The 14,185-nt window shown below is 65.9% G+C and carries 3 protein-coding genes; all 3 read right to left on the bottom strand.

Annotated elements, in window-relative coordinates; translation table 11 throughout:
* A partial coding sequence (locus L3V18_RS11170) for a non-ribosomal peptide synthetase (protein ID WP_237054861.1) occupies window positions 1-5,943 on the bottom strand: 5,943 nt, incomplete at its 3' end.
* 79 nt (window positions 5,944-6,022) lie between these two features.
* Window positions 6,023-7,621 carry an MBL fold metallo-hydrolase gene (locus L3V18_RS11165; RefSeq protein WP_237054859.1) on the bottom strand — a complete coding sequence of 533 codons (1,599 nt, stop codon included), beginning with the start codon at window positions 7,619-7,621 and terminating at the stop codon, window positions 6,023-6,025.
* A gap of 48 nt (window positions 7,622-7,669) precedes the next feature.
* Window positions 7,670-14,170, bottom strand: a complete 6,501-nt coding sequence (locus L3V18_RS11160; RefSeq protein ID WP_237054857.1) for a non-ribosomal peptide synthetase — start codon at window positions 14,168-14,170, stop codon at window positions 7,670-7,672.
* Window positions 14,171-14,185 lie beyond the last annotated feature (15 nt).

Below are 14,185 nucleotides of genomic sequence, written 5' to 3'. Positions count from 1 at the left end.
GTCGTCGGGGCCGACCCCCAGCGCAATCAGGCGGTGCGCGAGCCGGTTGGCGCGCGCGTCCAGCTCGGCGTAGCTCAGCGACACTCCGTCGTGGCGCACCGCCTCCGCGTCGGGGTGGGTGCGCGCCCGGGCCTCGAACAGCGCATGTGCGGTGCGGTCGTGAGACCAGTCCGGACGCGGCGACTGGAACCCCCCGAGCACCTGCCCGCGCTCCTCCGCCGGCAGGATCGGCAGCGACGACAGCGGGCGCGCCGGGGCCGCGAGCATGCCCTCGACGAGTTGCCGCAGGTAGGACGCGAAGCGATCGACCGTGGCCGCATCGAAGCGCGACGCGGCATATTCCACCGCCCATGCTCCAGCTTCCGGCGCGATCAGCGCCAACGCGACATCATCCATGGCGTCCAGCCGCTCGCCCGCGACAACGGTATGCAGGCAGCCGTCATCGACCAGGCCAGCCAGCGCCGACACCGGCAGCAGCGCGTGCCCGGAAACGCATGCGCGGCTCTCGGCCAGCGCGGCGAGGGCAGTGGCCACCGCGTGCGGCGTCCCGGTGTCGCAACGCAGCGGCTGTACGAGGCCGGACGGACCGACCATGCCGACGGCGATCTCCGACTGCTCGCCCAAACGCGAGAGCAACGCAATCCAGGCGACGGCGGCGACATCCATCGTGTCCACCCCGTGTGTCGACGCCAGGTCGGCCAAGCCGCGCAGGGTCTGTTCCGGCAACGCGAGTGCGACGCGCGCACGACCGGCGGCAGCCGGCACGGGCGCACCGGACGCGACCTGCAGCACCGGTGCCAGGCCGTCGAGATAACGACTCCAGAAATCCGCGTCGGCATCGACCCGGCACGCATCCAGCCACTCGCCGCCCGCTTCGGCACGCACCCGCAGCCGATGATCACCGCCACGCAGTTCGAGGTATCGATTGACAAGGCGCTCGGTGGCGTGGCGATCCGGTCCGCGCAGGATCAGGCGCTGGCCTCCGCCATCGTCGCCCTCGACGATAGCGACACGGAACAGTGCATCGGATGCCGCCAGGCGCGACAGGGCCTCGCCGACGGTGTCCTCATCCCGCGCTAAAGCGGCAACGGCCATCACCGAGACAGACTCGGCCTGCGGCATGCCGCCATCGGCAAGCATGCACGCGATCTGGCGCGAGGACTCGATCAGCGCATCGAGATCCAGGGCGCCCACGTGGCGGATATCGGCATGGCAGATACGAATGCCGTCCCGCCCCGAGGCGAGCGCCGGCACGCGGTGGCCGGCAGGCGCCGGAACCGGGCCAGCAAAGTCCTCGACCATGGCCTCGAGCGCACCGACATAGCGCCGCAGCAGCAAGGCCAGGCCATCCTGCGACAGGTGGATCTTGGTACGCAACAGGAGCGAGTAACCGTCCTCGCCGTTCCCGCTGACGTGGGTGGACACCTTGAAGCTTAGCTCTTCGAACAACTCGCCGACCTTGACCTCAAGATCCCCGCCGTGGACGAGATCCCGCGACACCCGGAAGTTGGTATAGGTGAACAGCGAGTCGATCTGCAGTCCGGGGTTCTCGCGAAGGATCGTGGCGAACGGATAGCGCCGATGCGGCTTGCGGGCGCCCTCGTCGTCGAGCAAGGTCCGACCGAGATCGCGCCAGCTCGTATCGGCAAGATCCAGGTGGTAAGGAAGCGCGTTGAGGAACAGCCCCATCACGTTTTCAGCGCCCGCTGCTTCCAGGCGTCCGTTGTCCGCGTTGCCGGTGAACATGCGCGACCGGCCTGTAAGGCAGGCGAGCATGTAGGCGTGTGCCATCAGCATCAGGGTCTTCACCGGGATGCCTTCGCGGGCGACGATCGCATCGATACTGCGCGCCAGGCCCGGATCCAGACGGATCTCGAGCGTCTCGATCGCCTGGGGCACCGGCCATACCCGGGAGATCGCGCCAGCACCGTCACGACGGGCGTACTCGCTCCAGTAGGCACGACTCCCCGGATCGACTTCTTCCTCGAGCACGCGCGCCACGTAGTCGGCGAAGCGCGCACGCCCCGGTGAGAACCGATGGTCCGGCGCCTGTCCGTCCTTTATGCGACGGTAACTGTCGAACACCTGGCGCTGCAGGGTCGCCATGCTCCAACCGTCAAGTATCGCGTGATGGGCGTCGATCACCAGCTGGATGCAACGCTCGGCACGACGCAGGATCGAGAACCTGATGAGCGTCCTCGCCTGGAGGTCGAAGCCCTGATCCTTCAATCTGCGGATATGCGCCGATATCAGCGACTCCTGCTCTTCGGGCCCGTGGTCGCGCAGGTCCAGACGCTCCACGTTCGCGGTGACGTCGGCGTGCACGAACTGCAGCGGCACCGTGTAGCCGCCCAGTGCAAACCCGGTGCGCAACACAGGATGTTCATCCACTGCGTGTTGCAACGCTTCGATGAAGGCTGCTTCTTCGTAGTCGAAGGTCAGCTCGAACGAAAACACATCGTGGTACGCCGATGCTTCTTCATCGTAGATGCCATGGAAGATCATGCCGTGCTGCAATGCGGTGACCGGATAGGCATCCTCCAGCCCATCCGGCAGCAGCGGACGATCCGCCTCGGGTACCAGCGCGAACGGTGCCACGTGCGTGTCTGCCCCGGACAGGGGGTGCGGCGCATCGCCGGATCGGCCGGCTTCGCGCACAAGCGCCGCCAACTGGCCGATGGTGGGGTGCCTGAATATGTCGGCAACCGCCACCGGGATGCCCCGGTCGCGCAGCATCGCGACCAGTTGGATGGAGAAGATGGAGTCGCCGCCAAGCGCAAAGAAATCCGAGGACCTTCCGAGCGCGTCGACTCCCAGGAGCTCGCGCCAGACCGCAGCAACGACTTCCTCGACCTCGTCCAATGGCTCGTCGTCGACCTCGCCCGCGCCGCGCTGGGCCTCGAACTGCGCGATCAACGCGCGCGCATCGACCTTGCCGTTCGGCGTAAGCGGCAGCGCATCCACGAACAGGATCTGTGCGGGCACCATATGCCGGGGCAGGAGCTTCGCCAACTCACTGCGCACCTCATCCGACGACCGGCCGGCCGTGCCGCCATCGACAAAGGCGAGCAGCATTTCGAGGCCGTGTTCGCTGTAGAGCTGCACGCTGATCTTGCGCGAGGGCAGGCACTGGGCCAATCGAGCGACGATCTCGCTGATCTCGACGCGCTTTCCGCGAACCTTGATCTGCCCGTCGCGGCGACCGACATAGACGATCCGGCCCAGCGAATCGTAGCGGCATATGTCGCCGGTGCGGTATGCGCGGCCACCGGCCACGGCACTCTCGATGAAGCTTCGTGCGGTGGCCTCCTCCAGGTTGTGATAGCCGGCGCCAACGCCGCGGCCGGCGATCAGCAACTCGCCGGCGACGCCAAGCGGACACAACTGCAGATCGGCATCGACAATGCAGGCGCGCGCGTTCTGGATCGGATGACCGATCGGAGCGACAGCCTGCGCGAGCCAGGTCTCCCGGTCGGCCTTCCATGCGACCGAGATATCGGTACATTCGGTAGGGCCATAGATATTGGCGAGCGTGGCGCGGCACCAGCGGCTGGACAGCCAGGACGCGAAGACGCCGATATCCAGCGCTTCACCTCCCAGCGCCAGCATCTCAAGGCTCGCCAACCGCGCGTAGTCGCCAGGCGCGTCCACCTTCATGATCGCATTCATCGCGCTCGGCGCGCAGTTGATCAGAGTGACGCCGACATCCTCGATCTGCTCGAGCAGGAGGTCGGGATCGAAGGCTCCGGCCCGGGCCAGCACCACGGTGCCGCCAACCATGAGCGGGCAGATCACGTTCTTGATGGACGCGTCGAAGCCGATAGGGATCATCAGCAACACGCGGCTACGCGCATCCAGACCGGCGAAACGTATGTACCAATCGCACAGGTTCGAGAGTGCACCATGACCGACCAGGGCACCCTTCGGGCGACCGGTCGATCCCGATGTGTAGAGCAGGTACGCGATGTCATCGGCCGAAATGGAGGCCCATGCAGGCGCCTGCGCGCCCGGCTCGGGCGCCAGCTGGTCGAGATCCAGAACGAAGCCGTAGAAGTCGGACAGGCCCTCGGACAGCAGGCTGTCGCTGATGACGATGCCGGCCTCGCTATCCTCCAACGTGTACTCGATATGCTCGCGGGGGTAGCTCGGGTCGATCGGAACGAACACCGCACCGATACGCAGCACCGCGACGATCGAGGCCACCAGATCGATCGAACGCTCCAGATGAATCGCGACCTTGTCGCCCTTGCGCACGCCCATCGCCAGCAACCGACCGCCGATCTGCGCGATCCTGGCATCAAGCTCCGCATAGCTTGCGGCACCGTCGGCGGTACGCACGGCGATGGATTCCGGGGTCTCGCGCACCGCACGATCGAATCCATCGAAAAGGGCCGACGCGTCGACGTCCCGGCATTCGCCCTGGATATTGCCGGCCAGGCGCTCGGCCAACGCATCGTGCAACAGCCCGGCGACCGCCGCTTGCGGCGTCTCGATCGCCCGGGCCAGCATCGCCATGTACAGATCGGCCCATTGCTCCACGGTACCGGCGTGGAAAAGGTCGGTGTTGTAATAGAAGACCGCTTCGTCGCCTACGACCTTCAGGGTCACGTCGTACTGCGACCGGACCTGGAAGGCGTGGCCCTCGCGCACTTCGATGTCGTCGAACAGTTCGATCCTGTGCGGTGTGCGGTCGTACAGGAACTTGACCTGGAATACCGGCGAGAAGGCGGTGTCGCGTTCGAACCCCAGCGCATCGACCAGCTTGTCGAACGGCATGTCCTGGTACTGCAGGGACTCCATGGTTCCGGCGCCCAGGCGTGCCAGGTATTCGCCAATGGATTCCTGCGGATCGATCTGGCTGCGCAGCGCCACCTGGTTCACGAAGAATCCCGGCACGTCCTGCAGATCGGCATGGTCGCGACCGTACACGTCGGTGCCGACGACGATGTCGCGTTCGCCGCTGAGCTTGGATATCAGTACGTTGAAGATGCCGAGATACAGCGAGAACTCCGAGCTTCCCAGGCGCCGCGCCGCGGCGGCCGCAGCCTGGCTGATCTCCGGCGCGATACGCCGGGTGACGGTGGCTCCGCCGAAGGTCTGGACCGGGGGACGTGGCTTGTCCAGCGGAAGTTCGAGGACGCCGCGGATGCCTTCCAGATGGGCCTGCCAGTAGGAGCGCGAAACCTCGTATCCTCCCGCGTCGTGGACCGCGTTCTGCCATGCGGCGTAGTCGAGGTATGACAGGCGCGGCGGCGCGGTTTCCGCAACGCCGTCATCCCGGTAGGCCGCGGCCACCTCCGCGACGAACTGCTGGATCGACCAGTCGTCGGTGGCGATGTGGTGGATGGCCACGATCAGGCGATGGAGGTCATCGGACTCGCGCACCAGACACGCGCGCAATGGCAGCTCGACGCCCAGATCGAACGGCGTCGTCGCCACCGCATCGCGCTTCAGCGAGATATCGCAGGCTCGTGCACCGGCCTCCAGCTCCGATACATCGAGGACGTCCATTGCGAACACGCGCGAACGATCGACACGCTGGCGCGGCAGTCCGGATTCGACCGAGTACACGGCGCGATAGATGTCATGGCGGTCGACGACGGCGCCGATCGCCCGGCCCAGTCGCGCGACATCGAGTCTGCCCCGCAGCTCCAGCTCGGTCGGCAGGATGAAGCTGGTGACCGTTGGATCGTACTGATAAAGGAAGTACAGGCGCTGCTGCGCGAGCGACAGCGGAAAACTGCCATCGTCGGTCGTCGCGCGCTCGATACCCGAGCCGCTGCGCTCGCAGTAGGCCTGCAACGCGGGCTTGAAGCGGCGCATGGTTTCGGCGATCTCCGGCGTCAACTTGGACTGATCCCCGGTGACGCGCAGCCTGCCATCGATGATCCTCAGCTCGATGCCGTTCCGTTCGATGTACTGGACGAGTTCGAAAAGAAACATTTCCCTATTCCTGATCAGGTTGCGCAGCGCCAAGGGCTAAGCCCCGGCGATCCGTCGGGGCGTTCTTCCTGCCGCAGTCCTAGTTGAGTTCCCAGATCTGCTTCGCGTACAGGCGCTCCGCCCGCACCTGTTTTTCCCTGCAGATGTCCAGCAGTCGCCCGGACTCGGTGATCTGCCGCGCGTCGTCGTCGTAGTCAACGCCCATGAAGTACTTGAACCACGGCTCCATGCCCAGCGCGTAGATGTAGACTTCCGACGGATTGAAGATGTCCACGATCTTCTGCGCGGATGCGCAATCCGAGCCATTGAACCTGCGCGACTCGTTGACATCTCGGGGAATCGGCTTGGTGAACAACGCGCCGTACAGCCAGCTCATCGGCGCGCCCACGCACTCCATGCCGATGAACAGCAGGTCGATGTCGCCGATGATCTGGTGTATGCGCTTGTACATACGCTCGTCCAGACTGGAGGAGTCGGCCCCGGAGAACACCTTCTTTCCGGCGAACTCGAAGTACCAGGCGGTCTTCGAACGGATGTTCAGGTCCGCATGTTCGCCGAGGAACGGGATCGCGCGGATCAGGCCGTCTTCGCAGCGCAGAGTCTCCATGTCCTCGAACTCCACGACGTCGAAGCCGATGCGTTGCAGCATGAGCTTGATTGACGGATCGACGATGCTGCCCCCTCCGTTCTTCGGGACCAGCACCTTGCGCGTCTTGTGACGGAGCTGCAGCAGCGTCTCGATGCAGACGTGATCCATGTGCGTGTGGGTCACGCATATGTAATCTATGGTCTCGGGCAGCTCGCTGAAGCTGACCACTCGGTCGCCGTGGGCCTCGTCGCGCACGGCAATCACCGGATCGACGAGGATGCTGGTCTTCGCCGTCTCCAGCAGCAGGCCGGCGTGACCCAGGTAGCTCACGCGCAACCCGTCTGACAGTGGCTTGCGGGTGATCCGGGGTGCCTCGGTGGTGAACAGATCATCGATGGACAGACCGCCCTCCCGATGGACGTCCGCGAACATCGCATCGATCTGCTCCCGGGTCACCGGCCGGGTACGGGTGGCGAACAGCCTGTCGATGAGCGGGTCCGCGAACGGCACCTTCAGGTGCAGGTGGTTCTCGTCGGGCAAGCGCGGTGAACTGAGCACGAACGGACGTTCCTTCAAGCGACCGCCGAGCAATCCAAGCGACACGCTCTGCACCTGCGGCTTGTACAACGAACTCTCGTATATCAGGCCCTCGATCATCCTGAACGAAGCGCTGTGGCTCATGTCGTAGACCAGCTCGACCAGGCCGCGCAGAGGTTCCGGCACCGAGTCGTACAGCGTCTCCAGCGACATGCCTTCGCACTTGTCGAGCATGTCGTTGAGCTGGACGATGGCCTTGCGCAGCTCGACGTAGTCCTTGTGCTCGGTCTGCATCTCGTCGATCAGCGCGCGGACCGCATCGACCTGGTCCTCGCTGCAGTTGACGAAGTCGCCACCGGCCAGGTCGGGGTTCTGGCTGGCCGCCAGATGCAGTCGCGAGTTGGCGACGAACGACTTCATCAGACGGAGACTGCGCCCGGTGAGGTTCATCGCCGCGCTCATCGGCGGCAACAGGTACGGCCAGGCATACCAGCGCAGGATGAGTGGCTCGAAGTACACGCTTTCTTTCAGGTAGTAGAGATTGGATGGCATCTGGACTTGGGATGTGTATTTGACTGATCAGGCGGAACGGCCCGGGGCTCAGAGATCGAACTCGACGAGGGTTTCCGTGGCGGAGGCGCGGCGATCGCATTGCGCCTGGACGAAGGCCGCCATGTCGCGCAGGGAGTGCAATCCGTAGAGATCGCCGACGGTCGCAGTGACGCCGAACGCTTCCTTGACGGCGAAGCCCAGACGCGTGATGACCAGCGAGTTGCCGCCGATCTCGAAGAAGCGGTCCTCGCGACCCACGCGTTCCACGCCCAGGAGCTGGCACCAGATCCCTGCAAGCGTGCGCTCGTACTCGCCCTCGGGCGGTACGTACGCGCACGAGGCCGTCGCATGGTGGTCCGGGGCAGGCAGCGCCCGACGGTCAATCTTGCCGTTGGCCGTCAATGGCAGTTCGTCCAGGGCGACGAAGGCCGACGGCAGCATGAATTCGGCGAGCTCGCCCGCCAGCGTCCGCCGCAGCGTGGACGCGGCAAGCGCTTCACCGGGCGCCATGACCACGTAGGCAACGAGACGTCGCTCGCCGGGCGAATCCTCGCGCGCAAGCACGACCGCGTCGCGGACGCCGCTGCAGCGTGCGATCGCGGCCTCGATTTCGCCCAGTTCGATGCGGAAGCCGCGAATCTTCACCTGGAAGTCGTTGCGGCCGACGAATTCGATGGAGCCGTCTTGGCGCCAGCGAGCCAGGTCGCCGGTGCGATACATCCTCGCATCGCTGGAGATGCCATCCCTGCTGAAGCATTGCGCACTGAGTTCGGGGCGATCGAAGTATCCGCGCGCCACTTGTGGTCCGGCGATGTACAGCTCGCCGGCAACTCCGGGCGGCACCGGAACGCCGGCGGCGTCGAGCAGGTAGATGCGCGCATTGGGTACCGGGGTACCGATCGAAGGCGCATCGCGCACTGGCAGACTGTCGGCTTCGAAGCGGATCGCGGTTGCGTATACCGCGGCCTCGGTCGGACCGTAGGTATTGAGAACCGCACAATCGCGTGTGCCGTTCGTGGACAACCAGGCATCCAGATGGCGCGACTCGAGCGCCTCGCCTCCGACCACGACCAGGCGCAACGAGGGCGGAGGCAGGACACGGCCCGCCGCGACTTCCTGTGCCCACACGTGGAAGAATGCTGTGGGCAGATCGACCAGGGTGACGCGGTTCCGCTCCAGCACGTCGGCGAAGGTTTCGTCCGGCGCGAGGACATGCGCCGGGCGCAGCACCAGCGTGGCTCCTGCCGCCAGAGTTGGAAAGATCTCGACCACGGAGCTGTCGAACGAGCAGGAGGCGAACTGCAACATGCGCTGGCCCGGCCCGAGCCCGCAGTTCGCGATGTGATTCGCGATCAGGTGCGCCACGTTGTCGTGCTCGACCATCACGCCCTTCGGCTGACCGGTCGATCCCGAGGTATAGATCAGCTGGGCCAGATGATGTCCGCCGAGTCCCATCGCATCGGCATCGGGGTTCCCATCGGCCGTTGCATCGCCTCCGCAATCCGGATCGATGCCATCGAACTCGACGACGCTCAGCGCAAGCGCGTCCGCCGCGGCGCGTACTTCCGCGCACTCTTCGACATCGTCCGCCGTCACCAGCGCCCTGGGACGGCTGTCGCGCAACATGTAGCCCAGGCGTTCCGCAGGATAGGCAGGATCCAGCGGTACGTAGGCGGCACCGGCCTTGAGGATGCCCAGCATTCCCACCACCATCGCCGCGCCGCGCCCGACGCACAGCGCCACGCGGTCGTCCGGCTCCACCCCCAGGGCGATCAGGCGGTGGGCGAGCCGATTGGCCTGCCTGTTGAGTCGATCGTAGTCCAGCTGCAGGTCGCCATCGATCAGTGCGGGCGCATGCGGATCGCGTGCAACCGCTCGTTCGAACAGCCTGTGGATGCGCCGTTCCGCCGGCAAGGGCCGGGTGGCGGCATTGAAGCCCTCGACCACGCGCGCGCGCTCCGCGCGCGACATCAGCGACAACGTGCCGACGGCCGCCGTTGCATCCGAGGCCATGGCCTCCAGCACGGCGATGAAGTGGCCGAACCAACGCACGATGGTCGCCTGATCGAACAGGTCGGTGGCGTACTCGACCTCGCCGGCAAGGCCGTCGCCATCCCGGCTGAGCGACAGCGAGAGGTCGTAACGCGTGCTGTCCTGCGCCAGGGGCATGGGCTCGACCGCCAATCCCTTCAGTCGCAGGACCTTGTCGTGGGGGGTGTTGTCGAGCGTCAGCAGCGTCTGGCAAAGCGGCGCATGCGCCAGGCTGCGCTGCGGCTGCACCGCATCGACCACCTGCTCGAACGGAAGCTCCTGATGCTCGAAGGCTTCCAGCACAGCGTTCCGCACCGCCCCAAGCAGACCCGACACGGTGTCCCCAGATGCGATCCGGGTACGGATCGCCAGAGTGTTGACGAACAGGCCGATCACCCCTTCGACATCCTGCCGCAGACGGTTCGCGACCGGGGTACCGACCACGATGTCATCCTGCCCCCCAAGCTTCGACAACAGTACCGACCAGCCCGCGAGGAGAACCATGAACATGGTGGCGCCGTGGCGCTGTGCCAACGCATCGAGTCTGCCGGCCAGCGCCGGCGGCACCACGACCGGGTGGCAGGCGCCTGCGTAGCTCTGCATCAGGGGACGCGGGCGATCGGTCGGAAGTTCCAGCAAAGAAGGCGCACCGTCCAGGTGAGTCCGCCAGAACGCGATCTGCCGTTCCAGCGCCTCTCCCTGCAACCGGCTGCGCTGCCATGCCGCGTAGTCGGCATACTGCACCGGCAATGGCGGAAGCGGATCCGCCTGCCCGGACGCGAACGCGTGGTACAGGGCGGACAGCTCGCGCACGAGTACGCCGATCGACCAGCCGTCGGAGACGACATGATGCTGGGTAACGAGCAGCACATGCTCGTGATCGGCGAGACGCAGCAGACGGCCGCGAATCAGCGGCCCGCACGACAGGTCGAAACGGGCCGAGGCCTCCTCCGCGCCGATGCGTGCGGCCGCGACCGAGCGGGCGGTCGGGTCGAGCCCCGACAGATCCTGTTCGATCAGCGAGAAGCCGATGTCGGCGGGTGCGAACGACTGTACGGCATCGCCGCGGACGTCGGCGATGCGCGTGCGCAGCGCTTCATGGCGGGCAACGATCCTGTCCAGCGCGGCCCGAAGCGCCACACGGTCCAGGTCGCCACGCATGCGCAGCGCGGCAGGCATGTGATAGGCGGCACCGGCGGCCTGGTCGAGCTGGTCGAGGAACCACAGCCGTTGCTGCGCCCACGACAACGGCATCGCCTCCGAACGGTCGACGATCGGAATCGGCGCATGTCCCGTTGCATCGCCCGCCGCGGCGCAGGCCGGTATCGCGTCGACCCGCGCGCCCATGCCGACCAGCACCTCGGCGAGGGCGGCGACGGTGGAATGCACGAACAGTTCCCGGAGCGCGACTTCCACACCCAGCAGCGAACGCAGGCGCGAGACCAGCTGCAGCGCCATCAGCGAGTTGCCGCCGAGTTCGAAGAAGTGGTCGTTGCGCCCCACCCTGCGCAGGCCCAGCAGCTCGCGCCAGAGGTCGGCAACGGCCTGCTCCAGCGGGTTCGCAGGTTCCGCATAGTCGCGACTGACCACGGCATCGTCGCCGGGGTCGGGCAAGCCCTTGCGGTCGAGCTTCCCGTTTGGCGTCAGTGGCAGCGCCTCCAGCACCACGAATGCGCTGGGGACCATGTAGTCGGGCAGGACCAGCGACAGGGTCTCGCGGACATCGGCGACGGAAACCGTCGTGTCCGCGCGCGGCACGACATAGGCGACGAGTCGCTTGTCGCCGGCGGCTGTCTCGCGCGCGACCACCGCGGCCGTCTCCACGTCCCTGCAGGCCATGAGCCGCGCCTCGATCTCGCCCAGCTCGATGCGGAAGCCGCGAATCTTCACTTGGAAATCGTTGCGGCCGAGATACTCGATGTTGCCGTCGGGCAGCCAGCGGCCGAGATCGCCCGTGCGGTACATCCGCGAATCCGGCTCGCCCGAGAACGGGTCGGCAACAAATCGTTCGGCGGTCAGCCCGGGGCGGCCGAGGTAGCCGCGCGCCACGCCATCGCCACCGATGAAGAGTTCACCGACAACACCGATGGGGACCGGTTCGCCACGGATATCGAGCAGGTAAATGCGCGTATTGGCTATCGGGCGGCCGATGTGCGGCGCAAAGCCGGCCGCACGCGGCATCCGCACCCAGGTAGAGTAGGTCGTTGTCTCGGTCGGTCCATACAGATTCACCACCGACGACACGTCGGTTTCGGCAAAGATGCGTTCGACCAGCGCGCGTTTCAGCGGTTCGCCGGCCAGGTTCATGGTGCGCACCGCGCCCGGTACGCCAGCGACCGACAGTAACGCCCGGATGCCCGACGGCACCGTATTGACCAGACTGACGCCGGCTTCTGGACGGACAGAGAGTATGTCTGCGGCAATGGTCAGCGCAGCGCCCGAGGATAGCGGCGCGAACACCTCGTAGACCGCGAGATCGAAGTTGATCGAGGTTGCGAAAAGCGTTTCGGAAAGCTCGCCCGCCTCGAACGCCTGCAACGCCCAGGCGATGAGATTCACCGCACTGCGATGCTCGATGGCGACGCCCTTGGGTTGTCCCGTCGAACCGGAGGTGTAGATGACGTAGGCGAGATTGCGTGAGCTCACACCTTCCGGGTTCGGATTGGCGTCGTCGCCGGGAAGGTCATCGGCAAGAGAAGCCTCATCCAGAAGGAGGGTCGGCAGCCCGGCGGGCGCGTGGGAGGCGGAAATCGTCGATTCGGTCAGCAAGGCCTTCGGTGCACTGTCCTCCAGCATGTAGGCGAGGCGATCCGCCGGATACTTCGGATCGAGCGGCACGTAGGCGCCGCCGGCCTTGAGTACGCCAAGCAGACCGGCCAGCATCGGGATGCCGCGAGTGGCACTGATTGCGATCCGGTCATCGGGCCGCACGCCAAGCTCCAGAAGGCATCGCGCGATGCGGTTAGCACGGCGGTTGAGCGCGCGATAGCTGATCGTGCAGGTCTTGTCGCGCGCGGCAACCGCATCAGGCCTGGCCTGCGCCTGGGCCTCGAACGCGTGATGCAGCAACGCATCCCGGGCATAGGTCAGCGACGTGTCGTTGAACCCCTCCAGCACGCGATGGCGTTCGGCGGCATCCATGAGCGGCAGACGGCCGACCGGTGTCGACGGATCCGCGATCATGCCTCCCAGCAACTGGCGAAAGGCACCTGCCAACCGTTGGATCGTAGACGCGTCGAAGACGTCCGGGTCGTACTGGAAATCGCAACGAATGCCGTCATCGTGCTCGATCGCCTGCATCGTCAGCGCAATGCGATCGGCAGCGACCTTCTGCGGCACCTCGAACCGGGACAGGGTCAGCCCACCCCAGTTCGCGACCGCGGTACCTGAAGGCGCCTGGCGCCACAGCCCCCGCAACTCCCCGGCGCGACGCGCATTCTGGAACACGAAAACGGACTGGAAGAACGGGTGCTCGGTACCGATCCGCCCCGGCAGCAGGCGCTCGACCAACGTGGAGAACGGATAGTCCTGATTGCGCAGGGCGCGCGCGCTGGCGGCTCGGGCCGAGCTCAACGCATCGGAAACGCTTGGGTCGGTGGAGAAGTCGGCGCGCAACGCCACCATGTTGACGAAGTCGCCGACGACGCGCTGCCAGCGAGTTCCGCTGCGCGCCGGCATTGGAGAGCCGATGACGATATCGGACTGTCCGCAGAAGCGATGCAACAGGATCTGGTATGCGACGAGCAGCGTCGTGTAGACGGTGGAAATACCGTCCCGGGCGAACGCCTGCACGCCTGAAACGAGTTCGGCCGGAAGTTCCGCGACGACGGAGTGCTGCTGTCCGCTGGGTACCAACGGACGCGGCCGGTCGACCGGTAGCGCGAGGGCGACAGGCGCGCTTCCTAGCACGCTCTTCCAGTACGCGAACTGCTTTTCAGCGCGTGGGCCGCGCAACCACTCCCGTTGCCATGCGACGTAGTCCCGGTACTGGGCGGCATCGGTCCCGATTGCGGGAAGATGCACGGCATTGCCGCACAGCAATGCCGAAAGCTCTTCCATCATCACCCAGTACGACCAGCCGTCGCACACGAGATGATCGAAGATCAGCAAGAAGACGGCATGGTCGGCACCGCGCATGTACAGGAAGCCGCGCAGCAGGGGCTCATTCTCCGCGTCGAAGGTCGACAGCGCATCCTCGCAGGCGCGCGCGTGCAGCGCCTCGTCATCCATGCCGGCGGCATCGACCACCGCCAGCGATACTTCGGCACGATCCAGGACGCGCTGCTCGGGCATGCCATCCGCGCCGGTGCGGAAGCGCGCGCGCAACATCGGGTGCCGCAAGGTGAGAGCCTCCAGCGCCCAGGCCAATCGCAACGGATCGATCGCACCGCGAAGGGAGGCGGAGAAGACGTTGTTGTGAAGCCCGCGGTTCTCGGGCACATAGCGGTACAGGAACCAGCGCGCCTTCTGCGCGGCGGACAATGGAAACCACTTCTCGGAGGAAGTTTCGGATTGCATTGGGTTCGAGTCCGT

The organism is Marilutibacter chinensis (genome assembly GCF_021725675.1).
GTDB lineage: Bacteria > Pseudomonadota > Gammaproteobacteria > Xanthomonadales > Xanthomonadaceae > Marilutibacter > Marilutibacter chinensis.
This window is presented reverse-complemented; position numbering and strand designations above follow the sequence as displayed.